The sequence below is a fragment of the Geminicoccus roseus DSM 18922 genome (genome assembly GCF_000427665.1).
In the GTDB taxonomy this organism is placed as follows: domain Bacteria; phylum Pseudomonadota; class Alphaproteobacteria; order Geminicoccales; family Geminicoccaceae; genus Geminicoccus; species Geminicoccus roseus.
The window spans coordinates 5185473-5208405 of sequence record NZ_KE386572.1 but is presented as its reverse complement, the minus strand read 5'-3'; the positions used below and the strand labels follow the sequence as shown (position 1 = coordinate 5208405).

The following is a 22933-nucleotide window of genomic DNA, read 5'->3' as shown; positions in this document are numbered from 1 at the left end:
CAGGGATGGTTGCGATGGCGCCCGGGTCGCCTAAGTTGATCCCGGCGTCGACCCCGCGCCCATCTGTCCTCGAGCCACCGTACCCCCGTGAACCATCAAGACCGCTCCTCGACCGGCGACCATGCCTTCTCGCTGACGGCCAAGGAGGTGGGGCGGAGCCATGGCCTGCTGGCCGGCGCGATCGTGGCCGGCCTCGTGCTGGTGCTGGTGGTCACGGCGCCGTTCGCCCGGATCCCCCTGGAGGGGACCGAGGCATGGCTGCCGGCCTATGCGGCGGCGGTGCTGCTCATCGACCTGATCGCCGCCACGCTCCTGCTCGGGCAGTTCACCGTGAACGGCTGGGTGGCGCTGCTGGTGCTGGCGGCCGGCTACCTGCTCACCGGCCTGACCGCGCTGCCCTGGGCGATGACTTTTCCCGGGGTGTTCGCGGAAACCGGCCTGCTCGACGCAGGGTTGCAGTCGACCGCCACGATCGCAGCGTTCCGGCGGATCGTCCTGCCGCTCGCCCTGCTCGTCTATGCGATCCTGCAGTTCCGCCCGCGCCCGGCGACCGTCGACGCGCGCCATACCTGGCCGCTGATCCTGGTCGTGGCCATCGGTTCGGTGCTGCTCACCGCCGTCCTGACCTGGGTCTCGGTGGCTGGCGAGCGACTGGCGCCGGCCTTCATGTCGGACCCGCGGCAGGCCACCGCGATCTGGGACCTGGTGCTCTATGCCGCGCTGGTGCTGGTTGTCGGGTCAGCCGGCCTGCTGCTTGGTCGTGGCCGGCTGACGCTCCTGCATCTCTGGCTGCTGGTCACGCTGGCCGCCCAGCTGAGCGAGGTCGTCCTGCTCGGCTTCCTGGGTGCTGGGACACGCTTCAGCATCGGCTGGTGGGTCGGCCGCATGTTCGGCCTGGTCTCGGTGAGCATCGTCATGCTGGCGCTCCTGGCCGAGACCGCGAGCCTTCACGCGCGGCTCCTGAAGTCGCTGCTGGCCGAGGGCCGTGCCAAGGATGCACGGGCGACCATGCTGGAAGCGCTGTCGGCCTCGCTGGCCCATGAGGTGAACCAGACGCTCGCCAGCGTGGTGACCGGTGCCGACGCAGCGGTGCGCTGGCTCGATCGCGCCGAACCGGAGGAAGTGCGCGCATGCCTCCGCCGGATCGCGGCCGATGGCCATGCGGCCGGCGAGATCATCGAGAGCGTCCGCCGGGCCTTCGCCAGGCGCCCGGCCCGCCGGGAGCCGATCGACCTCGGGGTGTTGGTCGGCGGTGCCGTCGACGCGATGCAGGCCGAGGCCCGGCTTGCCGAGGCCCGCATCACCGTCGATGCGCCCTCCGACCTGCCGACGATCCGGGGCGACGCCATGCCGCTGCGCCAGGCGGTCCTGAACCTGCTGACGAACGCAGTCGACGCAGTGGCCGGCGTGTCGCGGGAGCGGCGCGAGATCCGGGTGGCCTGCTCGGCCGGAGGCGGCCATGTGGTGGTTTCCGTCTCCGACAACGGGATCGGCTGGACCGAGGGGCAAAAGCTGTTCGACCCCTTCTACTCGACCAAGCCGCACGGCACCGGCCTGGGACTGATGATCTGCCGGCTGATCGTGGAGGCGCATGGCGGGCGCGTCACGGCCGGCAGCAACCCGCCGCATGGAGCGGTCTTCCAGATGTTCCTGCCCACCGGGCCGACCGGATCCGCGAGCACCGCCCATGACTGATGCTGCCGATTCCATCGTCTTCATCGTCGACGATGTCGAACGGGTCCGCTCGTCCCTGGAAAGCCTGCTGCGCTCGGTGGGACAGGCGGCGGTCTCGTTCGATTCGGCCCGGGCCTTTCTCGAGGCTGACCGTCCCGACCTGCCGTCCTGCCTGGTGCTGGACGTGCGCCTGCGCGAGCAGAACGGCCTCGACCTGCAGCAGGCCCTGCTGCGCTCGGGCATCCAGATCCCGGTCGTGATCATCACCGGCCATGGCGACGTCCCGATGTCGGTGGCGGCGATGAAGGCCGGCGCGATCGATTTCCTGACCAAGCCCTTCCGCGACCAGGATCTCCTGGATGCGATCCAGCGCGGCATCCGGCTCGACCGGGACCGAAGGGCGGAGACCGGGCGGCTGTCGTCGCTGCAGGAGCGCTACGAGACCCTCACCCCACGGGAGCGCGAGGTGATGGCGATGGTGACGGAAGGCCTGGCCAACAAGCAGATCGCCGCGGCCCTCGACCTCAAGGAAATCACGATCAAGGTCCACCGGGCCCAGGTGATGCGCAAGCTGGACGCAAGGTCCCTGCCCGACCTGGTGCGGATCGCCGACGAGCTCAAGAAGGCCAGCGGGGTTCGGTCCGGATACGCTTAGGTATAATTGCGGCCAACGTTTCGATCCGGAATAGGCTCGGTCACTGCACAGGCAGGAGGAAGCGCCGATGCCGACCGCCACCATGGCGGCTCCTGGGCCGATCAAGATCAGGGCGGACGGTGTCCGGATCACGCCGGTGATTCCGGGCCATGCACGGGGGGCGGCGGGCGCTTCCGGCCTCTCGCCGACGACAGCCGGCGAAGCCATCCCCGGCCGGTTGCCGGAGCAAGCTTTCACGTCCCCGACACCCATCACCTGACCCGCAGCGCCGGGACCTGCCTTTACCGGGTCCGGCATCCTCCCGAACCAGCCGGGCCACGCTCGAGCCGGGCCGTCCGCACACCCTGCACCCATCCGGAGACCCATCATGTCCGATCCCAGGCAGCTCCTTCTGACCGCCGGCAACGCCCAGGTCATCTTCATCGACCACCAGCCCCAGATGGCGTTCGGCGTGCAGTCGATCGACCGTCAGGTGCTGAAGAACAACACGGTAGCACTGGCCAAGGCGGCCCGGACCTTCGCCGTGCCGACCACGATCACCACGGTCGAGACCGAGAGCTTCTCCGGCCACACCTATCCCGAGCTTCTGGCGGTGTTCCCGGACCATCCGATCCTGGAGCGCACCTCGATGAATTCCTGGGACGACCAGAAGGTCCGGGATGCCCTGGCGCGCCACGGCCGCAAGAAGGTGGTGGTGTCCGGCCTGTGGACCGAGGTCTGCAACAACAGCTTCGCCCTCGATGCCATGCGCGAGGGCGGCTACGAGATCTACATGGTCGCCGACGCTTCCGGCGGCACGACGCTGGAAGCGCACAACTACGCGATGCAGCGGATGATCCAGGTCGGGGTCGTTCCCGTCACCTGGCAGCAGGTCATGCTGGAGTGGCAGCGCGACTGGGCGCGGCGCGAGACCTATGACGAGGTGATGGCGATCGTGCGCGAGCACTCGGGGGCCTATGGCATGGGTGTCGACTACGCCTACACCATGGTCCACCACGCGGCCGAGCGGGTCGAGCATGGCAAGCGGCTCGACCCGGTCGCGGCCCCGATCACCGCGGGCTGATCCCTGGCCGGGCCGGGTCGTGGCGGCGGGCTGGTATCCGGCGGATCCTCAGGCTTTCCGGTCGGAAGCGGACCGCCCGCCATCGGTCCGCTCCTCCAGCGGCAGGGACCGGCGATCGAGGATGCCGCGCAGCGGGTCCGGCCCGTGCAGGTCCCGGAGCGTGGCGCCCGACATGTAGGCCGCGCGTCCCAGCAGTTGCGCCCCCACCGGGAGAGTGAGCAGCAGGACCAGCACGGTGAGGCCGGCGGTGAACAGGCCCTGGCCGGAAATCCCAGCCACGCCCAGGACCACGAGGGTGGCGCCGAGGGTGCCGGCCTTGGTGGCGCCGTGCATCCGCTGCAGGGCGTCGGGCAGGCGGACGACGCCGATCGCGGCGATGATCAGGAACACGATGCCGACCAGGATCGCCAGCAGCCCCAGCACGTCCAGCACGGCGCTCACTCGTCACCCCCCTTGCGCTCGAGGAACGCCGCGACAGCGCAGGTGGCGACGAAGTTGATCAGCGCCAGCCCGAGCCCGACGTCCAGGAACGCGCTGCTGCCGGTCGCCAGCGCGGTCAAGGCCGCGAACGCCACGGCGACCGCCGTCAGCATGTCCAGGGCGACGAACCGGTCGGCATAGCCCGGCCCGGTCACCATGCGGTAGGCGGCAAGTGCCAGCGGAACCGCCAGGACCACCAGCAGCACCGAGGCCAGGACCGGGACGTCGATCCCGAACAGGCCGCTCATCCTTCGAGCTCCCGGATCCGGTGCTCGAAGAGGGTCCGGAACTCCCGGATCAATTTCTCCTCCTGGCGGCTGTCCAGAACATGAATGTAGAGCGCGCTCATGTCCTCCTCGATGTGCAGGCAGGTCGATCCCGGCGTCAGCGAGACCAGATTGGCGAGCAGGCCCACGCCCCAGCGCGTCTTCAGCCGGACCGGGAACACGATGATCGCCGGGTGCGGCTGCGGATTGCGCGCCACCACGATGCGGGCGACGTCGATGGAGGAGGCCACCAGGTCGTAGATGGCGCTGGCGAACAGCAGCGTTGCCGCCTTGACGCGCACCAGGATCATCGCGCGGGCTCCTGCCCGGTCAGTTCGACCGCCGCCTGGTCGGTGAACGCGATCAGCGGCTCGACCGCCAGCCCGATCGCCACGGTCAGGACACCCAGGATCCCCGAAGCGAGCAGCATGGCCGGCGGCACCGGGCGGGGGCGGCGACCATCGCGCCGGTCCTTCCAGAACGCCTCGACCCAGATCTTGGTCATCGAGTACAGGGTCAGGAAGCCCACGCCCAGCGCGGTCAGCGAAAGCAGCAGGGCGCTGTCGCGCAGGCCGGCCTCGATCACCAGAAGCTTGGCCCAGAAGCCGGACAAAGGTGGGATCCCGGCCAGCGAGAGGGCCGGAACCGCGAACAGCAGGGCGAAGAGCGGCTGTGCCCGCATCAGGCCGCCGGCGTTCTTCAGGTTGGAGGTGCCGCTGGCCCGCCCGATGGCGCCGGCGGCGAAGAACAGGTTGGTCTTCACCAGGATGTGGTGGACCATGTAGAAGATGGCCGCCCCGATGCCCGCGGTGGTCGCCAGCGCCAGACCCATCAGCATGTAGCCGATCTGGCTGATGATATGGAAGGCGAGGATGCGGCGGACGTCCCACTGCGCGGCTGCCGCCAGCACCCCGATCAGCATGGTGGTGCCCGCCAGCAGGGCCAGCACCGGCTGCAGCCCGGGCGTGCGCTCCACCTCGAACACCAGGGTGAAGATCCGCAGGCAGGCATAGAAGCCGACCTTGGTCAGCAGGCCGGCAAAGGCGGCCGAGGCCGCCACCGGTGCGGTGTGGTACGAGGCCGGCAGCCAGAAGAACAGCGGGAACAGGCCGGCCTTGACGCCGAATCCGGCCAGCAGCAGGAAGGCGGCGCTGCCCGAGGCCAGGCTTGGCTCCTTGCCGCGCAGGGCCGCCGAAAGGCCTTCCAGGTTGAGCGTGCCGGTCTCCCCGTAGAGAAGCCCGATCCCCAGCAGGATGAAGCTGGCGCCGAGGATGCTCATCGCGCCGTAGCGCAGCGCCCCGTCGATCTGGGAGCGGCGGCGGTCGATGGCGATCAGCCCCATCGCCGTCACCAGCATCAGCTCGAACCAGACATAGAGGTTGAAGAGATCGCCGGTCAGGAAGGCGCCGTTGACCGCGGCGATCATCGCCAGGAACAGCGGGTCGAAGCCGGCGCGGCGGCGGCGGTCGCGGATCTCGGCCCGGGCATAGACGGTCGCGGCCAGGGCCACGATCCCGGTGATGCTTGCCAGCGCCGCGCTTATCCGGTCGACCGTGAACACGATCGCGAACGCCGAGGGCCATCCTCCGAACGCGACGGTGCGGGTGCCGGTCGCGGCGACCTGCGCCAGCAGCGCCAGGGAGGCCAGCAGCATCAGGCCGACCGCCGCCTCCATCACCATGCGCTTCGCCTGGAGATCTGTCCGGAGGATCGAGGTGAGCGCCATCGCTGCCAGCGGGATCAGGACGGGCAGCACCACGAGTGCGTCGGGCCATGCCATCATCAGCGTTCCGCCGAATCGATCCGCGCTGCATCCAGCGTGCGCTCGGTGCGATAGGCGCGCAGCGCCAGGGCCGCGAGGATCACCGTCAGCGCGAAGCCGATCACGATCGCGGTCAGCACCAGCGCCTGGGCCAGGGGATCGGCGCTGTCGACCAGCACCTCCTCGCTTCCGGCAATCAGGGGCGGCCGCTGCGAGCGAAGATGGCCGGACAGGAACAGGATCAGGTTGACGGCGGTCGAAAGCATCGTGATCCCGAGGACGGTGCGCATCAGGTTGCGGGAAAGGATCATGTAGAGGCTGCAGGCAACCATGATGGCCGCCCCCAGGGCATAGGCGAGCGTCACCGGCTGCCCTCCCGCTGCACGCCCGACAGGAAGGCCAGCACGCTGCCCAGCACCACGGCATAGACGCCGATGTCGAAGACCAGGGTGGTGCCGAGCTTGATCCCGATCCCGGCGATCTGGGGCTCCGCCCAGAGATGGGTGAGGTAGCCGCCGGGGAGGAACAGCCCGGGCACGCCGCTTCCGATCGCCGCCAGGGCGCCCACCCCGACCAGGACCAGCGGATGGATGCGCAGCATCGCCCGGGCGGCGGCGGGCCCGTCGGCCAGGGCGATCAGGGCAAACGCGAGGGCGGCGACCAGGCCGCCGATGAAGCCGCCGCCGGGTTCATTGTGGCCGCGCAGGAGGATGAAGAGCGAGGTGGCCAGGAGCAGCGCGAAGAACGGGCGCAGGGTGAGCCGGAGGATCAGGGCGGTGGGTCGCTCCGAGGCGTGGCCGGCCGGGTCCGCCCCGCGCAGCACGCCCGCGACCATGATCGCCGCCATCCCGACCACGATGGTCTCGCCCAGCGTGTCGAGCGCCCGGAAGTCGACCAGGATGACGTTGACGACGTTGCGGCCGAACGCGGAGCGGTAGCTCTCCTGGCCGTAATAGCCGGCAACCGAGGCATCCGGCGTCGTGGCCAGCATGTCGAGGGTCGCCACCAGCACGAGCAGGCCCACGCAGCCCGACAGGATCGCGTCCGCGACCCGCTCCCGGGGCAGGCGCGACGGCTGTTCCTGGAGCGGCAGCGCCAGCAGGGTCGCGGTCAGCAGCACCACGATCAGCGCCTCCACCGCGAACTGGGTGAGCGCCAGGTCCGGGCCACCATTCATCAGGAAGGTCAGGGCCACGGCCAGGCCGGCCAAACCGACCGCCAGCATCCCCGAGAGGAGCGAGTGCGCCCTGGCCGCGGCGAGGGCGCCCGCCACGCCGATCACCAGCACCGCGAGCGAGCCTGCCTGCACCGGCGAGCCTGCTGGCCAGCGCGGCAGGATACCGCCGGCCAGCATCGCCCATCCCAGCAGCAGGGTGGTCGCCGCCAGCACGGTGAACAGATAGCGCCGAAGGTCGCCGTGCTGGACCAGGCGGGAGGTCAGACGGGCGGAACGGGTGATCGCCCACATCCCGGCATCGTAGGCGCGGTCGCCGGAAATCTCGTCGAGCAGGCGCACCGACCGCAGGCGGAGGTGGATGGCCCGCCAGAACCAGACGATCGCCCCGCCGATCGCGAGCACGGCCACGCTGAGCGCCAGCATCGGGGTCAGTCCGTGCCAGAGGGCGATGTCGACCTTCAGGGGACCGTCGTTGATGATGTAGGACGCCGGGCGCAGCACGTTGCCGGCGATCCAGCCGGAATCGACGCTGATCAGCAGGCCAGTCACCGCCAGGACCGCGGGACCGATGACGATGCCGGTTGTCTCGCGATGCTTGAGCCCCTCGTCGGGGGCGTTGCCGGTAAAGAACGGCCGCAACGAGACCACCCCAGCCACGCCGACCATCACCGCATTGACGACCACCGCGATCGCGACCGGGATCACCACCCAGGTGCTCTCGATCTGGGCCTCGAACAGCAGTTCCTTGGAGATGAAGCCGATGAAGGGCGGCAGGCCGGCCATCGAGAGGCTGGCCAGGATGGCGGCGCCGGCGGTGACCGGCAGCAGCCGGGCCAGACCCCCCATCCGGCGCAGGCGGGAGATGCCGGTGGAATGGATCACCGAGCCTGCGCAGAAGAACAGGGCGGCCTTGTAGAGCGCGTGGGCCAGGATGAAGCCGACGATTGCGACCGCCGTGGTGGGTCCGTCCAGGCCGATAAGCATCACGAGGATGCCGAGCGAGGCCATGGTGGAATAGGCCAGCGCCGCCTTGAAGCCTTCCGCGCGCAGGGCATAGAGGGCGGCGATCAGCATGGTGATGCTGCCGGTGGCCAGCAGGATGGCCCGCACCCCCGGCACCTCGCCCAGCATCGGCTCGAACCGCGCCAGGAGGTAGATCCCGAGCTTCACCATGGTCGCCGAATGCAGGTAGGCGGAGGCCGGCGTGGGGGCCTGCATCGCGTTCGGCAGCCAGAGATGGAAGGGAAACTGCGCCGACTTGGTGAAGGCGCCGACCAGAAGGCCGGTGACGATGAGCCAGATCCAGGGGCTGTCCACCAGTTCGGCGCGCCGTTCCAGGACCTCGGTCACCGAGAAGGTGCCGAGCTGGACCCCGATCAGCACGAACGCGGCCAGGAGGGCCAGGCCGCCCCCTGCGGTGACCTGAAGGGCCTGGACGGCGGACCGGCGGGCCAGGGCGCTGCGGCTCTCGAACCCGATCAGCAGGAAGGACAGGATGCTGGTCGCCTCCCAGAACATGAACAACACCATCAGGTTGTTCGCGAGCACCGCGCCCAGCATCGAGGTCATGAACAGGAGGATCAGCGTGAAGAACCTTGCCCGCGCGGCAAGCGAGTTCTCCGCCATGTAGGCGCCGGCATAGACCACCACGAGCGCGCCGATCCCGGTGATGAGCAGCACGAACAGGAACGAGAAGCCGTCCAGGCGCAGGGCGAGATCGATCCCGAGGGAGGGCACCCATTCCACCGCATGCTCGACGACCAGCCCGCCCTTGAGCAGGGGGGCCAGCCGCCAGAACTGGTAGAACAGGAAGGCCGGCAGGGCCGCCAGCACCCAGCCCGCATGGGCGCCGAGCCGCAGGGACAGGGGCCCGGCCAGGCATGCTCCGACGAACGCGACGATCAGGAGGTCGAGAAGGGTCATCGGGCACGGTCAAGCAGATAGGGCGCCGTCTTGGCGGCAGGGCACACGATCCCTTGCCCCTCGCACAACCATCGCCCTGTTCTGGCGCGCAGGACGACGTTGCCGGCTCCGGTGGGGAAGGCAGCGATGAACTGCAAACCCGGCGAGCGAGCTGTGGTTCCGCTCACGCCCGTCGGGAAGTCAGGAAGTGGCCTCCGGCAGCGCGGAGATCGCTCCTACGACGAGCCGCTCGTTGATCGGGATCGTCATGTTCCAGCGGACGCCGGCAGGATCCTCCCGCAGGACCACGGCGGCCTTCAGTTCATAGGCCAGCGTACGTTTCAGCAGCGACATGCCAAAGCCCTCCTCAGCCGTGCTGCCGCGCTCGTACGCCACTCCCGTCTCGGTCCAGTCGAAGACCAGGTTGTCGCCGTCCACCTGCCAAGTGACCTCGACCCGGCCGGCCGGGCCGGACAGGGCACCATGCTTGAGGGCATTGGTGGTGAGCTCGTGGATCGCAAGGCCAAGGATCTCGGCGGCTTTTGGCTGCAGCCGGATGCAGGGGCCGCTGAGGCGGGCCTGATCGCCCAGCTGGGCGTGAGAGGCGAGCAGTTCCTCGGCGACCAGGGATTCCAGTTGGATCCCGCAGCCCGGATCACGGGTGACCGCCGCCTGGACCCGGGCAAACGCCCCGATCCGCCCGTCCAGGTGCTGGGAATATTCCTGTAGGCTGGAACTGCTTTCCGCGGTGCGTCGGGCGATCGAGCGGATCACCGCCAGCGTGTTGCGGACCCGATGCTGGAGTTCCCGGAGCAGGAAAGCCTGCCGTTCCTGCAATTGCCGAAGCTGATCGACATCGGTCGACGTGCCGATCCACTGCACGATGGCGCCACGACCGTCGCGGACCGGATGGGCGCGCGTCTGGAACCAGCGATAGCGCTGCTCGCGCACGCTCCAGATCCGGCAGGTGAAGTCGAGTGGTTGCCCGGCGGCCGTCGCCCTCCATGCGGCGAGCGCTGGCGCTCGGTCATCCGGATGGAGGGCATTCAGCCAGCGCAGTTTCAGCGACTGTTGTTCGTTCAGGCCGGTGAAGGCGACCCATTGGGGACTGACGGCGCTCCACTCCCCGAAGGGCCGGGACTGCCAGACCAGGTGCGGCAGGCCTTCCAGGAGCGCGGCAAGGCGTCGCTCAGCCTGATCCTGCCGGTCCGCGGCCCGAAGGGCATGGGCTGCCCGTGCGGCACAGCGCTCAAGCTGGCGCTGGTCCTCGCCCGACGGCAGGCCCGGCCCCTTGAAGTAGGTTGTCAGCACGCCAATGGCGCGCCCCGACTGATCTGCCAGAGGCAGGGCATGAACCCCGCGGGCAGGCAGCAGCGCTGCAATGTCCTGGTCCTGCCATCGTGCTGCGCCCGGCGCATGGCTGTCGATGATCAGGCTGTCACCGGCAAGGAACGCCCGGACGCAGGTCACAAGCGAATCCGCAAGCGGTGTCACGAGGAGCTTGCGGATCTTGTTGTCGTCAAATCCGGCCGAGGCTGCCACCCGCAGGGTCAGGTCCGAAGCCTCGTATCGATGAAGGGTGCCCGCATCGGCCCCCTGCGCCTCGATGGCAGCGGCGAGGACGTCATCCAGGAGCGCCTGCAGCGGGAGCCCGGCATCGCTGACGGAACCTTCCTGCTGGGGTCGCGCCGGGTCCAGGCGATCGCGAGGGGAGGCGTCGGCCTGCCAGACTGCTCCCGTCAGGCCAATGGCGGTTCCATCCGGGTTGCGCAGCACGATCACCTGCTTCGTCAGCCAGGCGACGTTCGAATCGGAGGGGCGGATGATCCGATAGCGGATCTGGAACGCCTCGCCGGTGGAGAGAGCCCTTTCGAACTGCTGGCGGTAGTCCTCGAGGTCGGCAGGATGGATCAGGCGATCATGATCCTCGACATGGCGGATCGTCCTCCTGCGCTCCAGTCCCAGGACTTCGGTCGCCTCTGGTGACATGACCAGCCGTCCGGACAGGAGGCTGCATTCGAACGTCGCCAGCGACTTGTCCGGGAGCGAAGGCGGCCGCCTCCGGGCGCCGAAATCCCCTGGCGGCACGACGGTGATCAGGATCCCCATCACCTTGCCATGCTCGTCGCGGCTTGGAGCGTAGCAGGCGCGCAGCGGAGCGAACGGTGGAAGGGCCGGGCGCATGACCGGATGGGCGGCATCCTCGAACGTCAAGGTCTGCCCCTGCAGCACCCGGGCGAACGTGTGCCGGTCGACCGGCGCCATCTCGGGCCGGAAATCGTCCCATGCCTGCCCCAGGGGAGGCAGCCGGTCCCTCATGATCGCCGCATAGGCATCGTTGTAGATCGGGACGAGATGCTCGCCCCAGAGCAGCAGCATGGGGAAGGACGAGCCAAGCATCAGGTTCACCATGACCTTCAGGCTCGGTGGCCAGTCGCCGATTCCGCTCAAGGGACTGCCGGCCCAGTCGTGATCGGCGATCAGTTCCCGCATGCCCGCGCCGGTCCTGGCCGGACGTGGGCCTCCGCCCGGAGCATGTCCTTCAGGTGCCAATGCGAGCGGATGCCGGTCACGGGTCGTCATGCATCGTTCGCGTCGAAACGCTGCCCCTCATGGTTGAGGTGGAGATAGTTGGGACTGAACAGGGCCGCCGCCTGCAGCGCCTCCAGGTCGGGGATCGTCAGGAGCTTGCCGCGCAGGACAATGAGATCGGCTCCCCTCAGTTCCTGGAGGGTGCGGTTGAGATGGACCGCGGAGAGGCCGGTGGCATCCGCGAGATCGACCTGGGTGACCGGGAAGTCGCAGCTCGTTCCCTCGGTCATCCCGACCGAGCGCAGGCGCAGGAACAGTTCGCACAGCAGATGGGCGACCCGCTCGAACGCGGTCCGCTGGCCCAGGTTGACGCTCCACTCGCGCTGGATCGCGGCATTGACGAGGCTGTCCCACCAGAGCGCCTGGGTCACCCTTGGATGGTCGAGCGTCAGGGCTTCCATATGCTCGCGGGTGACCTCGGCGAAGGTGAGGGGCGTGATCGCCGCCATCGAATGATCCATCTCTCGCAGGATGAAGACGTTCAGGTCGCAAAGGTCCCCAGGGAGAAGGAAGGCGATGATCTGCCGCCTGCCGTCTTCCAGCGTCTTATAGCGGCACGCCCATCCGGAGAGGATCAGATTGACATGATCCGGCCGGTCTCCCTCGTGAATCAGGTCGTCCCGCGCATTGAGATGACGCACCCGCTGCGAAGCCAGATCCCGCAGCGCCTCCTGATCGGCCCTCGACAGCTTGGTGAACTTCTCCAGCTTCCTGACCAAGGGATTGATCATGCACGTGCCTTCCGCTTGCCTCGCGATGCGTTATCAGAAGCATGCGTGCTGGAAGACTGTCTTATGTTATCATCTGGCGGTGAGGGGAGTCTTATCTCCTGACGCAGAGGCGTATCCAGGTGCAATATGCATATTGATCGGTCGAAGCCCCTGCAAGGACGCCGCATACTAGTTGTGGAGGACGAGTTCTATATTGCCGACGATGTCAAAATTTTACTGGAAAGCATGGGAGCGAAAGTCATCGGGCCGCTTTCGGATCTGGAAAGCGCAGAGAAGTGCTTGGAGGCTGCCTCTCTTCCCGATCTGGCCGTGCTCGACATCAACCTCCGTGGCGACCTCGTATTCTCGCTCGCGGCCGGGTTGCGCGACCACGAAGTCCCAATGATCTTTGCAACGGGCTACGACGACTCCATCATCCCGCCCGAGCATGCCGGCGTTCCCCGCCTGGAAAAGCCCTTCGAGGACAGGGATTTGACGGGGCTGGTCCTTCGGCTCCTGGACAGGACTCGCCGGGGGTGAGCCCCGCGACCCCTGGCGGGACATGAGCCGGCCAGGGTCGCCCGTCGGACAACGAGACATCCCGGGCAGGGGCACGCGAGCCTTAGCGGCCACCTCCTGCCATGGCGGCCGCATGACCCCTGGCTCTGGTTCCTATGGCCTTCATGGCATGCCGCGCCACCGACCCGACCTTCGGCGACCGGCGCACCTTGGCCACGGGCAGCCGGGCGGAAAGGACGTAGCGGGCCGGCGCGCCGGTGCGGAAGCGGATGGCGATCCGGCGGCCATGCCCGTCGGTCGAGCACTCATACTGCCAACCCGATGCCTCCGCGAGTTGCTGGACCAGGGCGACCCCGGGTCCCTGCGCGCCGGTGGCCGCAGGCTGCCTGCCGTCGTCCGAGACAGTGAGTTCGGCGCGGCCATGCCCGAGGGGAGCCAGGCGGATGGCGATGGTGCCCGGTCGGCCGTCCGGAAAGCTGTGCTCGATCGAGTAGGCGGTCTCCTCATGAGCCAGGATCGCCAGGGTGATCATCGCTGATTCGCTCAGATGCAGGTGGTCGGCCGCTTCGATCGTGACCCGGATGCCGCGGTCGTGCAGGGCGCGGTTCCAGTACTCGGCCGTGTCCCGCAAGTAGGCCTGGAGGCTCGCTCCATCGCGGCCCGGCCGCGCGGCGCGTTGCTGAAGGAGGTAAAGGGTCGAGGCCGTCTCCGCCAGCCATCCGAGATGGTGGCGGGCTTCCTTGCTCTCGATGTCGCGAAGCCGATGTTCTGCAAGGAGCGAGATGAGCTGGAAGGAGTGGGCGGACCGATCATGCGGTGCTGTGTCCACGACCGTTTCACCATGAGACTGACGGACTCTTCTCATCGACCGTTCCTCCCGCTCCCTGGTCAAGCCGCGCCGCTTCTGTCGAGATCGCATGGCGTGCCGGCTCTTCCTCAAGAGAAGTAGAGTTGGCTCGACTGATTGCCACTCACTCAGGTTAGGCTCGCCAGTGATTGCTTCGCGATAGCCGGGATGCTGCACCTGTTTCCCAGAGAGCCGGGCGCCTCGTCGCAGGATCCGGCCTGCTGTGACCCGCTTCCCGGCTTACGGGAGGGGTCGAGGCCATCTACGAGAGAGCGTGAGCCGACCCTTTCTTGGTCCCCAGAGCCGCCAGGGAGTGGAATCGACAATCTTTGGTCTTCCCGGCCTGCGACACTGGTAAAAATAAATTCACCTCGATGGGTGCTGCGGCCTTGTCCGCACGTTGGGTGATCATCCAGGAGCAGTGGGCTCCTCATGGCGCTTGCGAGACGCGATGCCTCAAATACCTGCCCCGATCGACCCCCGGCTGGGGGAAAGCGGTGCGCGTGCACCCGCCGCATCCGGGCTGTTCGTGGCGGTGGTCATCATCGGCTTTCTGTATTTCGGCAGAGAGGTGCTGGTCCCGGCCGCGCTCGCCATCCTGCTGAGCTTTGTCCTGGCGCCGCTGGTCAGGGTCCTGCAGCGCTACTGGGTGCCGCGCGCGGTTGCCGTGCTGGCGGTGGTGCTTCTCGCCTTCACCCTGATCTTCGGCCTGGGCACCATCATGGCGGCCCAGCTGGCGCAACTCGCCACCGACCTTCCGCGCTACCAGACGACCATTCAGGAAAAGATCCGCTCGTTCCGCGGCGCCACCGACGGCGAGGGGGTGGTCGACCGCGTTTCGGGCATGCTCAACAATCTGAGCGAGGAACTGGACCGGGAGGATGCGGAGAGGGGACAAGACCTGCGGCCCGCCGAATCAGGGGTGCCCGCCGGGGAAGTCTCGCCGATCCCGGTGATCATCCAGCAGCCAGATCCCGGCTCGCTGGCGACCCTGGCGCTGATCATCAATCCGCTGCTGCATCCGCTCGCCACGACCGGGATCATCGTGGTGTTCGTCATCTTCATCCTGCTGGCCCGGGAGGACCTGCGCAATCGACTGATCCGGCTGGCCGGCGCGCATGACATCCAGAACACGACAGCGGCCATGGACGATGCGGGCCGGCGCCTGAGCCGGCTGTTCCTCACCCAGGTCGCCCTGAACTCGGGCTATGGCGTGGTGATCGGCATCGGCCTCTCCATCATCGGGGTACCGAGCCCGATCCTTTGGGGCGTCCTGGCCGGGGTCCTGCGTTTCGTGCCCTATATCGGCGCGGTCATCGGCAGCGTCTTCCCGGTCATCATCGCGGCGGCGGTCGATCCGGGCTGGTCGATGGCGATTTGGGCGGCAGCCCTGTTCCTCATCGTGGAGCCCATGGTCGGCCATGGCATCGAGCCGCTGCTCTATGGCCGCAGCACCGGGCTCTCGCCGGTCGCCGTGGTCGCGGCGGCGACGTTCTGGACCTGGCTGTGGGGGCCGATCGGTCTTCTGCTCGCCACCCCGGTCACCGTCTGCCTCGTGGTGCTCGGGCGGCACGTGAAGTCGCTGGAGTTCCTGGACATCATGTTCGGCGACCGGCCGGCGCTCACCCCTTCCGAGCTATTCTACCAGCGGATGCTGGCGGGCGATCCGCTGGAAGCGACCGAGAAGGCGGTGGAGTACCTGAAGGAGCGGTCCCTGACGTCTTACTACGACGAGGTCGCGCTGAAGGGGCTGCAGCTGGCGCAGAACGACCATGCGCGGGGGGCGCTGAACGACAAGCGGCTGAACCGCATCCGCGCCAGCCTGGAGGAACTGATCGACGATCTGGTGGATCAGGAGGACCGGCCCAAGCCGGCGCCGGCAACCGACGACCCCGAGGCCGAGGCGGCCGTGGAATCGGCGGACCAGGAGGATCCGGCGCTCGGGCTGCAGGTCCTGACCGAAGGTTCGCTGGCGCCGGAATGGGCGGGCGAAGCGCCGGTCCTGATCATTTCCGGACGCGGTGCCCTGGATGATTCCGCGTCCAGGATCCTAGCGCAGCTCCTGTTCAAGCACGGGATCCGGTCGCGGATCGTCGGCACCGACGCGATCAGCACCGCCAATCTGTTCCGGCTGGAGCCTGCCGGCGTGGCGATGGTCTGCTTCTCCTATCTGGACCCCGCCAGCCTGATCCCGGCGCGCACGGCGGTCAAACGGATCCGGCGCCGGATCCCCAAGGCCCGCACCCTGCTCGGCCTCTGGCGTGCCCAGGATCATCCCGGCCAGGCCGACGCAGAGCGTGAGGTCCTGGCCGACCACTACGCCTCGACCTTCGAGGATGCGGTGCGTTTGTGCCTCGCGGCCGCGACCGGCACGCCGGCCCGGACCGAGCCGGCCATCCAGTCGCCAGAAAAGAAGATCGCCTGATCGCGCAGGCGCTGATGCTCAAGGAAACGCCCCGGCCGTCACCGGCCGGGGCGTGCTTCGCTGCCTGAACTCGGAGAAGCGTTCAGCGCTCCGGCGTGGATCGGACCGGGTCGGCCGAGTCCTCGCCCTGATCCGACAGGCTCGGGAACTCACCCAGATTGTTCAGGGTGCTCTCCTCTTCCACCGCTGGGTCGGTGCCGCTCTCGAACGGCAGCAGGGCCGAGCGATGCGCATCCTCTTCCGCCACCAACTCGGCAGCGAGATGCCAGTGGTCCTCCGCCCGGCCATGCGGCCCGCCCTCGGATTCCCACAGTTCGTAGGCCTTCCGGCGGATGCGCTCCTCGAGCGGCTCGTCCATCTGGGGATCTTCCGCCCCACGACGGACGGCCTCTTCCGTGTCGTCCAGTCCGTCCGCCGTCTCATCGGCGAAGTCCGGTCGCGCCGTCTCGGCCACCGCCCAGTCCTGGACCGTGGCGTCTTCCCCCTGCGTACCGGTTCCCTGCGCGTCGTAGCTGTCGACGTCCCGGCCGAACACCGCCATCGACGTGTCCTGGTCGGGTGATTGCTGCTCTGCACGATCCATGGCGGCGATCTCAGAGCTTTCGACCGTCGACGAACGTGTCCTGGGTGCCATCTCTATTCTCCTGCCGGTCCCGCCAAGGGCGGAGCCCTTGCTCCCACGACAACATTTCCTGGGTGCCGGCGTTCCGAGAATCCCGGCAACTCGCCGGCCGAGACTCCTGTCGGACCTGGATCGGCTGGGTGTACAGGATGGCGGCGGGCAGCATCCGGAGAATTCGAGCATGACGGAGCGTGGGGTTCGGCCTGCAGACCAGGCGGAGGCCCAACCGATCGAGGCGGCCCGGAAGAGCCTGGTCAACGCCAGGCGCCGGGGCTGGTCCGTCATCCTGGTGGGCGGGCAGCCGGTGATCACGGCTCCTTTGCGCAGTCTTGATCTAGACCTGCTGGACAGGCTGATGGGAGCCGTCGACGCCGTCACCGATCTATTGGAGGAGGAGGCGGAGCCGGGGCTTCGTCCGGTACCTTCCCATCGCTAGAAGAACGTGCTCCTCCACGCGCTTCCGGCAAGACAGACGGAGAAACTTGCCTGTGACTTCATCCAGCCGAAGCGACGCCTCCGGCGGCCGCGCCATCGATCTCCTGATCTGCGACGTGGATGGCACCCTGGTCGACAGCGAGAAACAAGTGGCTCCGGCCACGGCCAGGGCGGTCCGGCGTCTGCGGGCGGCCGGCATCGGATTCACCATCATCAGCGCCAGGCCGACCAGGGGATTGCGGTACCCCGTCGAGGTGCTGGAGATCGACCAGCCGACGGCGGCCTTCAATGGCGGGACGATCGCCGGCGCGGACGGAACGATCATCCAGGCGCACCAGCTTGCCAACGAGGTCGCCGACGAGACCCTGGCGCTGCTCTGCCGGCACGACGTCGAGATCTGGCTGTTCGCTGATGACGAGTGGCGGGTGCTTGATCCGGACGGCCCGTTCGTGCCGCGTGAACGGCGGGCCGTGGGCTTCGAGCCGGTCGTGGTTCCATCCTTCGGGCAGGCGCGCCGTGTCGACAAGATCGTCGCGGCAAGCGACGACCACGCCATGCTGCAGCGGATGGAAGGAAGTGTCGGCGCGGCGCTCGAGGATCGGGCGAGGGCGGTCCGGTCGCAGCCCTACTATCTCGACGTCACCGCGCTCCGGGCCGACAAGGGGCATGGCGTAGCGGCGCTCGCCGAGGCGGCCGGCATTCCGCTCGAGCGGGTCGCCGTCATCGGCGACGGCCACAACGACGTGGCGATGTTCCGGCGCGCGGGACTTTCCATCGCCATGGGACAGGCAGCGGAGGACGTGCGGGCGGCGGCGGACCACGTGACCGCGAGCAATGACGAGGACGGCGTCGCTGAAGCGATCGAGCGCTTTATCCTCGCATCGCACTGACATCTGGCGCGGCTTGGCCTAGCGACGGGCCACATGGTCCGCCACGAAGGCGCCGCGCTCGCCCATCGGTTCCGCGGGCGGCGTTGTGGTGTCGCGGCGCGTCTGCAGTTCGAGTTCCGCATTCAGTTCCGCCCCCAGCAGCACGGCATAGGCCGAGATCCAGAACCAGAGAAGCGCCACCACGACGCTGCCGAGCGTGCCGTAGGTCGCGTCGTATGCCCCGAAGTTGCTGACATAGAACGAGAAGGCGACCGACGAGAGCAGCCAGAGGGCAGCCGCCAGGATGGAGCCGGGGGTCACCCAGCGCCACTTCGCTTCGGCGCGGGAGGGGCCAAGCCGGTAGAGGATTGCCAGCGCCAGCATGGTGAAGGCCAGCAGCAGCAGGAACGAGAATGCCCGCACGGCCATGGCTGCAAGCGGCCCGAGCCAGCTGAAGGACAGGACGGCGGGAATGGCGACGATCACGGTAAGGGCGATGGTAACGCCTGCGATTCCACCGAGCGTGAACAGCAGCGCCACCAGGTTCAGGCGCAGCAAGCTGCGCTTCTCCCGCTCCTCGTAGGCCACGTTGAGGGCGGTGAGGATCGACTTCACCCCGTTCATCGCGCTCCACAGGGCGATGGCCAGGCTCAGCACCAGGCCGGAACTCAACTGGGTGCGGCCGGCGCTCGCGATGTCGCGCATGCGGGTCTCGATGAGTTCATAGGTCGAGGCGGGCAGCACGCCGCGCAATACTTCCAGCTGGCTCTGAGCGGAACTGGGGTCGGTGAACAGGCCATAAAGGGAGATTGCGACCGAGATGACCGGGAACAGGGCCAGAAGCGCGTAGAAGCTGCAACTCGCCGCCGCCGTTCCCGCCTCGTCGGAAATCGCTTCGCGCAGCACGCGCCGCAGCACCACGAGCCAGCCTTCCGGCGGGATCTCCGACGGGCTGCCTGCGCACCTGCCCAGGTTCTTCTCGTCGCTGCCATCAGACTGTGAAGCTTCCGGTCCCACGACGTCACCTCGTCCTTGTTGCGCCATCGAGCCTCCCATCGCCTTTCCGGTGCGGCCGGCAAGCGGACCGGTCAACCTGTCTTTACAGGGACGTGCCCTTGGACGGCGGCAGTGGCCAGAAGGTTCCATCCGGATGTCGAAGCGCCCGCCGATGTTGCCCCGTAAAGCCGCCCGACTCCCGCTGTGCGATAGGACACCTTGTGCTAGCTTGGACCGACGATAACTCTCCCGAGCAGCCGAGAGGAGGACGAGCATGGTGATCCGTCTGGGAGACACGGCCCCCGATTTCGAGGCAGAGACCACCGAGGGAAAGATCCGGTTCCACGACTGGATCGGCGACAGCTGGGCGGTCCTGTTCTCGCACCCCAAGGACTTCACCCCGGTCTGCACCACCGAGCTTGGCTACATGGCGAGGGTCAAGCCCGAGTTCGAGCGGCGCAACGTCAAGATCATCGGCATCAGCGTCGACCCGCTCGACGATCACCGGCGCTGGGCCGACGACATCGCCGAGACCCAGGGACATGCGCCGAACTATCCGATGATCGGCGACCCGGAGCTGAAGATCGCCAAGCTCTACGACATGCTCCCGGCCAGCGCCGGCGACAGCGCCTCCGGGCGCACGCCGATGGACAACGCCACGGTGCGCAACGTCTTCGTGATCGGCCCGGACAAGAAGGTGAAGCTGGTCCTGGTCTACCCGATGAGCACAGGGCGCAACTTCGACGAAGTCTTGCGGGTGATCGATTCGATGCAGCTGACCGCCAAGTACTCGGTCTCCACCCCGGCCAACTGGAACCGCGGCGACGACGTGATCGTGCTCCCGTCGATCCCGACCGCCGAGGCCCGCGAGCGCTTCACCAAGGGAGTGACGGAGCTCAAGCCCTATCTGCGGATGACGCCGGACCCGAGCACCTGACACGGGCCGCTGGTCGTGGTCGAAGACCGGCGGCCAGCGATCCGGAGGGATCCAGCACCTCGCAAGGCGCGCCGAAGCACTACCTGATCTCCTTCAGCATGACCGCCACCATCTCGGCGCGGGTGTGCACCGACAGCCGGGTGAAGATCCGGTTCATGTAGGCGTTCACGGTGTGCGGGCTTACGCCCAGGCGGTGCGCGATCTGCTTGGTGAACAGGCCCTCGGCGACCAGCCAGGCGATCTCGCGCTCGCGCCGGGTCAGGCGGTGGCGGCAGAGGGGCTGGTGGCGGAGGGTATCGGCAGCCACGATCACGAAGTCTCTGCCCCCGACCTGAAGTTGCCCGACCGGATTCAGGCCTCCCCGGAGCTGTTCCGCCGGCACCACCATGCAAAGCACTTCCTGCACGACGAAACGCGGCAGGCTCTCGCTGCCCGCCGGGTGGTCCTGCATGACGGGCGGCATGTCCGACTGGAGCGGTTCCGCTGGTTGCGCCGGCATCAGCTTCCTCCCGGAATCGCACGCCTTCTTCGATCTGCCGTGTGCGCGCAGGGATCGGAGACCGCCCAGCACACGATCATGGACATCACACCGGGCATCAGACTGCACACTGTACTACTTCAGGTTACTTCTGCGTACTGGCAAACGCGCGCATCCGCCAAGGTCCCCAACCTGGTCTGGCCGGGTCGAGCACTCTCTGGATGACCGCCGGGGTGAGCCGGATGCCGCTGTTCAGCAGGCCAGGCGGCGCCAGCACGGTCTGCCGGCCGCAGCCGAACGATCGTCCCTCGGCATCCAGGATGCCCATGGTATGGACCGCCAGGATCTCCGGCCGACGGCCCAGCCCGGCGATCACCGGACTGCCGCTGTGGCCGGGACAGGTGTCGATCGAGTAGAGCAGGCGCCGCGGCGTGACCTTCTTGATGCGCTCCTCATGTCGCCAGAGCGTCCCGATCGGCCGGTCGCCGGGATAGCCTACGATTGCGACCCGCTGATCCGTGGCGATCTGCGCGAGTTCCGGATCGCTGCGCGCCACCATCGGCATGAAGCGCCGGGCGTGGGGGAAGGGCCGCTCCAGGAGGATGACGCCGAAGTCCCAGAGCATGTGGTTCGGGCCGTCGATGAAGCCATGCGGGACCCAGAAACGGTGGCCGGCCCGGCGGCCGAACGGCAGCGTGTCGCGGTCGGTGCGGCCCGGCATCACCGTGATGCTCCTCGGCGCGGCGCGGCGGGCATGGCTCCACAGGCAGTGGGCGGCGGTAAGGACGAGGTTGGGCGCGATCAGCGTCCCGGTACACCCCGCACAGCGCCCGTCCCCGAAGTCGCGGCACAAGTGGCAGATCAGGCCAAAGGGGAAGAGGTGGCCATCGATCTCCTGCACCCGGCTGTCGCGCGGGCCGACCACGGAAAGGTCGGCGGCTTCGGCGGCGGCTTCAAGTTGCAGCAGATCGGGCAGCGCCGCATCCATCAGCTTTCCTCCGCCTCGAGAAGCCGCTCCTCCTCGAAGGTCCAGGTGTTGCGGTCGTAGCCGACCGGGAGCCGACGCCGGGACAGGAGCAGGTTGGCGGCCAGGATCTCGAAGGCGTGCAGCGCCTTGTTGTCCCGGCTGTAGGGACCCCAGTCGGTGATCCGGCCGGCCCAGACATCGATGCGGCTGCGCCTGGCCAGGGCATCGCGCATGATCGGCGCCAGCCGCGCGAGGTCGCCCCGTCTCGAGGCCGGAGGGGCGGCAGCCAGACGAATATGGGCCCGGATGCGAGCGACGACCGTGCTGGCCGGGACCATGCCGACATAGACGGGGAGGCCTCCGACTGCGATGGCGTAGAGGCTCTTGGCAGGTGTCTGCAGGAGCGGCGGCACCGGCCCGCGTCGTCCGTCCAGGCTGCGGAGGATCGTGGCGGCATCGCCTCGTGGCAGCGGCACCGGCCCGGACCAGGCGATGGCGCCTCCAGGCAGGACCATGCTGCCCGCTCGCAGGTCCGCCTCCTCGCTTTCGGCGGAAGCGAATGCCGGCGATGGCCGGTCGAGGTCGCGGATCGCGAGCCTCGCCAGCCGGTCGGTCGCCACCCGGTCGCTGCGGCAGCTGGTGCAGCCGCAGGCGGTGCGTCCGGAGCAGGTTGGGCAGCCGGTCATTCGATATCGTGCCAGACAGCCACGGCACCCTCCCACAGCTGGCGATGGTCGTCGCTGGCGATCGTCCAGGCGAGTTCGTCGTCACCCGGGTCGTCTACCGTGACGCCCCCTGGCATCGGGCGGGGCGGGGGCAGGGGGCGCGCGGCGTGGGGCACGCAAAGATTGACGAGGCCGAGACGCAGCGCGCCGGTGGCGAGCAGGCCCAGGACCTGCGCCTGTTCCAGGCGGCGCAGGATCGAGGCCAGCAGGAGGTCGCGGTGGCGGCCAGGCTCCAGGCGGTGCGCCGCGATGCCGAACCGGTCCAGGGCGGCTACGACCGCAGGCTCGCTGAAGCCGCGCAGCGCCGCCGACAGGATCAATGCCCGCTCGCCGGAGAGGACCGCCGCCAGTGCCAGGGCGTCGCGCGCCGCGTCCATGAGCGGTGCCGGCGCATCCGGGCTGGTGAAGCCAGCGGCGGAATCCAGGCCCTGGACCAGCTCGTCGAACCGGTCGACCAGGCCCGGCGGCAGGCCCTTGCGCGCATGGGACACGTCGAGCGCGTCGCCCAGCCAGTAGATGCCGGGCGCCTGGGCAAAGCCCGGCCAGCCCTCGCGCCATGCGTGGCAGACCTGCTCCAGCTGGTCCGGCCGGTTGCCGCCCAGCGCCACGGCCAGTGCCTCGCTGTCCTCGCCGTTCGCCATCTCCTCGAGCAGGAGCAGGAAGGCGCGCGGCAGCCAGACCTCGCCGGTCTGGGCCAGGCGCTGGACCAGCCAGGGCCCGAAGGGCGAGAGGAGCAGCGGGAGGTCGACCACCAGGGGCGGCGAGGCGGCATCCTGGAAGACGACAGGTCGGGTGGCGGTGGCAAGCATGGCGGCACCTCGGGCGAATGCTG

Annotated in this window: 24 protein-coding genes; 9 read left to right on the top strand and 15 right to left on the bottom strand. The window is 68.3% G+C overall.

Annotation, left to right across the window (positions count from 1 at the left end):
- Window positions 1-87 precede the first annotated feature (87 nt).
- The 4 genes from GEMRO_RS31860 to GEMRO_RS0125435 all read left to right on the top strand — a co-directional run bounded on the left by GEMRO_RS31860 (window position 88) and on the right by GEMRO_RS0125435 (window position 3392).
- Window positions 88-1695: an MASE4 domain-containing protein gene (locus GEMRO_RS31860; protein ID WP_051329477.1), complete on the top strand. Its 1608-nt coding sequence runs from the start codon at window positions 88-90 to the stop codon at window positions 1693-1695.
- The gene (locus GEMRO_RS0125445) at window positions 1688-2329 is read left to right on the top strand and encodes a response regulator transcription factor (protein WP_027136263.1); all 642 of its coding nucleotides are present in this window, start codon (window positions 1688-1690) and stop codon (window positions 2327-2329) included. The genes GEMRO_RS31860 and GEMRO_RS0125445 overlap by 8 nt, the downstream gene beginning before the upstream one ends.
- Before the next feature lie 67 nt (window positions 2330-2396).
- On the top strand, window positions 2397-2588 hold the full coding sequence (locus GEMRO_RS0125440) for a hypothetical protein (RefSeq protein ID WP_027136262.1): 192 nt from the start codon (window positions 2397-2399) through the stop codon (window positions 2586-2588).
- Window positions 2589-2696: 108 nt separating this feature from the next.
- Window positions 2697-3392, top strand: coding sequence for a hydrolase (locus GEMRO_RS0125435; protein ID WP_027136261.1), 696 nt, complete (start codon window positions 2697-2699; stop codon window positions 3390-3392).
- Window positions 3393-3440: 48 nt separating this feature from the next.
- On the opposite strand, the gene mnhG is transcribed toward GEMRO_RS0125435, so the two are convergent.
- The 8 genes from mnhG to GEMRO_RS0125395 all read right to left on the bottom strand — a co-directional run bounded on the left by mnhG (window position 3441) and on the right by GEMRO_RS0125395 (window position 12302).
- Window positions 3441-3833, bottom strand: coding sequence for a monovalent cation/H(+) antiporter subunit G (mnhG, locus tag GEMRO_RS0125430; RefSeq protein WP_240476770.1), 393 nt, complete (start codon window positions 3831-3833; stop codon window positions 3441-3443).
- Entirely contained in the window at window positions 3830-4120 is a 291-nt protein-coding gene (locus tag GEMRO_RS0125425) for a monovalent cation/H+ antiporter complex subunit F (RefSeq protein ID WP_051329476.1), read from the bottom strand. The genes mnhG and GEMRO_RS0125425 overlap by 4 nt, the downstream gene beginning before the upstream one ends.
- Window positions 4117-4449, bottom strand: a complete 333-nt coding sequence (locus GEMRO_RS0125420) for a Na+/H+ antiporter subunit E (RefSeq protein ID WP_027136258.1) — start codon at window positions 4447-4449, stop codon at window positions 4117-4119. Before GEMRO_RS0125420 ends, GEMRO_RS0125425 begins: the two co-directional genes overlap by 4 nt.
- Complete coding sequence (locus tag GEMRO_RS0125415; protein ID WP_027136257.1) at window positions 4446-5921, bottom strand: proton-conducting transporter transmembrane domain-containing protein; 1476 nt, start codon at window positions 5919-5921, stop codon at window positions 4446-4448. The genes GEMRO_RS0125420 and GEMRO_RS0125415 overlap by 4 nt, the downstream gene beginning before the upstream one ends.
- Window positions 5921-6265 (bottom strand): sodium:proton antiporter, encoded by a 345-nt coding sequence (locus GEMRO_RS31855; RefSeq protein ID WP_035488071.1) that lies wholly within the window; start codon window positions 6263-6265, stop codon window positions 5921-5923. The genes GEMRO_RS0125415 and GEMRO_RS31855 overlap by 1 nt, the downstream gene beginning before the upstream one ends.
- Window positions 6262-9000 (bottom strand): hydrogen gas-evolving membrane-bound hydrogenase subunit E, encoded by a 2739-nt coding sequence (gene mbhE / locus GEMRO_RS31850; protein WP_035486015.1) that lies wholly within the window; start codon window positions 8998-9000, stop codon window positions 6262-6264. Before mbhE ends, GEMRO_RS31855 begins: the two co-directional genes overlap by 4 nt.
- Window positions 9001-9180: 180 nt before the next feature.
- Window positions 9181-11472 carry a PAS domain-containing protein gene (locus GEMRO_RS33070; RefSeq protein WP_051329475.1) on the bottom strand — a complete coding sequence of 764 codons (2292 nt, stop codon included), beginning with the start codon at window positions 11470-11472 and terminating at the stop codon, window positions 9181-9183.
- Between the two features lie 86 nt (window positions 11473-11558).
- The gene (locus GEMRO_RS0125395) at window positions 11559-12302 is read right to left on the bottom strand and encodes a Crp/Fnr family transcriptional regulator (RefSeq protein ID WP_027136256.1); all 744 of its coding nucleotides are present in this window, start codon (window positions 12300-12302) and stop codon (window positions 11559-11561) included.
- Between the two features lie 174 nt (window positions 12303-12476).
- On the opposite strand from GEMRO_RS0125395, the gene GEMRO_RS0125390 reads away from it, so the two are divergent.
- A complete protein-coding gene (locus GEMRO_RS0125390) occupies window positions 12477-12821 on the top strand; it encodes a response regulator (protein ID WP_051329474.1) in 345 nt (114 codons plus the stop codon).
- Window positions 12822-12903: 82 nt separating this feature from the next.
- On the opposite strand, the gene GEMRO_RS0125385 is transcribed toward GEMRO_RS0125390, so the two are convergent.
- Window positions 12904-13824, bottom strand: coding sequence for a sensor histidine kinase family protein (locus tag GEMRO_RS0125385; protein ID WP_157505746.1), 921 nt, complete (start codon window positions 13822-13824; stop codon window positions 12904-12906).
- 274 nt (window positions 13825-14098) lie between these two features.
- Between GEMRO_RS0125385 and GEMRO_RS31840 the strand changes: the two genes are divergently transcribed.
- Window positions 14099-16072: an AI-2E family transporter gene (locus GEMRO_RS31840; protein ID WP_084507605.1), complete on the top strand. Its 1974-nt coding sequence runs from the start codon at window positions 14099-14101 to the stop codon at window positions 16070-16072.
- Between the two features lie 82 nt (window positions 16073-16154).
- On the opposite strand, the gene GEMRO_RS35530 is transcribed toward GEMRO_RS31840, so the two are convergent.
- Window positions 16155-16655 (bottom strand): DUF2934 domain-containing protein, encoded by a 501-nt coding sequence (locus GEMRO_RS35530; RefSeq protein WP_240476769.1) that lies wholly within the window; start codon window positions 16653-16655, stop codon window positions 16155-16157.
- A 220-nt stretch (window positions 16656-16875) separates the two neighbouring features.
- Here GEMRO_RS35530 and GEMRO_RS0125365 point away from each other — a divergent pair, with 220 nt between their 5' ends.
- Both GEMRO_RS0125365 and GEMRO_RS0125360 read left to right on the top strand, forming a co-directional pair.
- Window positions 16876-17130 carry a hypothetical protein gene (locus GEMRO_RS0125365; RefSeq protein WP_027136251.1) on the top strand — a complete coding sequence of 85 codons (255 nt, stop codon included), beginning with the start codon at window positions 16876-16878 and terminating at the stop codon, window positions 17128-17130.
- Between the two features lie 52 nt (window positions 17131-17182).
- Window positions 17183-18019 carry an HAD family hydrolase gene (locus GEMRO_RS0125360; protein WP_276202844.1) on the top strand — a complete coding sequence of 279 codons (837 nt, stop codon included), beginning with the start codon at window positions 17183-17185 and terminating at the stop codon, window positions 18017-18019.
- A gap of 18 nt (window positions 18020-18037) precedes the next feature.
- On the opposite strand, the gene GEMRO_RS31835 is transcribed toward GEMRO_RS0125360, so the two are convergent.
- Entirely contained in the window at window positions 18038-19270 is a 1233-nt protein-coding gene (locus GEMRO_RS31835; RefSeq protein ID WP_084507602.1) for a YihY/virulence factor BrkB family protein, read from the bottom strand.
- Here GEMRO_RS31835 and GEMRO_RS0125350 point away from each other — a divergent pair.
- Window positions 19269-19931 carry a peroxiredoxin gene (locus tag GEMRO_RS0125350; protein WP_027136249.1) on the top strand — a complete coding sequence of 221 codons (663 nt, stop codon included), beginning with the start codon at window positions 19269-19271 and terminating at the stop codon, window positions 19929-19931. The genes GEMRO_RS31835 and GEMRO_RS0125350 overlap by 2 nt on opposite strands.
- Window positions 19932-20010: 79 nt before the next feature.
- Here GEMRO_RS0125350 and GEMRO_RS33060 read toward each other — a convergent pair whose 3' ends face one another.
- The 4 genes from GEMRO_RS33060 to GEMRO_RS0125335 form a co-directional block, all read right to left on the bottom strand.
- Window positions 20011-20430, bottom strand: a complete 420-nt coding sequence (locus tag GEMRO_RS33060) for a helix-turn-helix transcriptional regulator (protein ID WP_051329471.1) — start codon at window positions 20428-20430, stop codon at window positions 20011-20013.
- A 124-nt stretch (window positions 20431-20554) separates the two neighbouring features.
- Entirely contained in the window at window positions 20555-21397 is an 843-nt protein-coding gene (locus GEMRO_RS31825; protein WP_051329470.1) for a trypsin-like serine peptidase, read from the bottom strand.
- A complete protein-coding gene (locus GEMRO_RS31820) occupies window positions 21397-22062 on the bottom strand; it encodes a hypothetical protein (RefSeq protein ID WP_035486009.1) in 666 nt (221 codons plus the stop codon). The genes GEMRO_RS31825 and GEMRO_RS31820 overlap by 1 nt, the downstream gene beginning before the upstream one ends.
- Window positions 22059-22910 carry a hypothetical protein gene (locus tag GEMRO_RS0125335; RefSeq protein WP_027136248.1) on the bottom strand — a complete coding sequence of 284 codons (852 nt, stop codon included), beginning with the start codon at window positions 22908-22910 and terminating at the stop codon, window positions 22059-22061. The genes GEMRO_RS31820 and GEMRO_RS0125335 overlap by 4 nt, the downstream gene beginning before the upstream one ends.
- Between the last annotated feature and the right edge of the window lie 23 nt (window positions 22911-22933).

Coding starts and splice junctions, on each gene's coding strand:
- GEMRO_RS0125395 (WP_027136256.1), bottom strand. CDS start 12,302: ATGATCAATCCCTTGGTCAGGAAGCTGGAGAAGTTCACCAAGCTGTCG.
- GEMRO_RS0125415 (WP_027136257.1), bottom strand. CDS start 5,921: ATGATGGCATGGCCCGACGCACTCGTGGTGCTGCCCGTCCTGATCCCG.
- GEMRO_RS0125440 (WP_027136262.1), top strand. CDS start 2,397: ATGCCGACCGCCACCATGGCGGCTCCTGGGCCGATCAAGATCAGGGCG.
- GEMRO_RS0125350 (WP_027136249.1), top strand. CDS start 19,269: ATGGTGATCCGTCTGGGAGACACGGCCCCCGATTTCGAGGCAGAGACC.
- GEMRO_RS0125420 (WP_027136258.1), bottom strand. CDS start 4,449: ATGATCCTGGTGCGCGTCAAGGCGGCAACGCTGCTGTTCGCCAGCGCC.
- GEMRO_RS0125335 (WP_027136248.1), bottom strand. CDS start 22,910: ATGCTTGCCACCGCCACCCGACCTGTCGTCTTCCAGGATGCCGCCTCG.
- GEMRO_RS0125365 (WP_027136251.1), top strand. CDS start 16,876: ATGACGGAGCGTGGGGTTCGGCCTGCAGACCAGGCGGAGGCCCAACCG.
- GEMRO_RS0125425 (WP_051329476.1), bottom strand. CDS start 4,120: ATGAGCGGCCTGTTCGGGATCGACGTCCCGGTCCTGGCCTCGGTGCTG.
- GEMRO_RS31825 (WP_051329470.1), bottom strand. CDS start 21,397: ATGGATGCGGCGCTGCCCGATCTGCTGCAACTTGAAGCCGCCGCCGAA.
- GEMRO_RS0125445 (WP_027136263.1), top strand. CDS start 1,688: ATGACTGATGCTGCCGATTCCATCGTCTTCATCGTCGACGATGTCGAA.
- GEMRO_RS33060 (WP_051329471.1), bottom strand. CDS start 20,430: ATGCCGGCGCAACCAGCGGAACCGCTCCAGTCGGACATGCCGCCCGTC.
- GEMRO_RS35530 (WP_240476769.1), bottom strand. CDS start 16,655: ATGGATCGTGCAGAGCAGCAATCACCCGACCAGGACACGTCGATGGCG.
- GEMRO_RS31840 (WP_084507605.1), top strand. CDS start 14,099: ATGCCTCAAATACCTGCCCCGATCGACCCCCGGCTGGGGGAAAGCGGT.
- GEMRO_RS0125435 (WP_027136261.1), top strand. CDS start 2,697: ATGTCCGATCCCAGGCAGCTCCTTCTGACCGCCGGCAACGCCCAGGTC.
- GEMRO_RS33070 (WP_051329475.1), bottom strand. CDS start 11,472: ATGCGGGAACTGATCGCCGATCACGACTGGGCCGGCAGTCCCTTGAGC.
- GEMRO_RS31820 (WP_035486009.1), bottom strand. CDS start 22,062: ATGACCGGCTGCCCAACCTGCTCCGGACGCACCGCCTGCGGCTGCACC.
- mbhE (WP_035486015.1), bottom strand. CDS start 9,000: ATGACCCTTCTCGACCTCCTGATCGTCGCGTTCGTCGGAGCATGCCTG.
- GEMRO_RS31835 (WP_084507602.1), bottom strand. CDS start 19,270: ATGCTCGTCCTCCTCTCGGCTGCTCGGGAGAGTTATCGTCGGTCCAAG.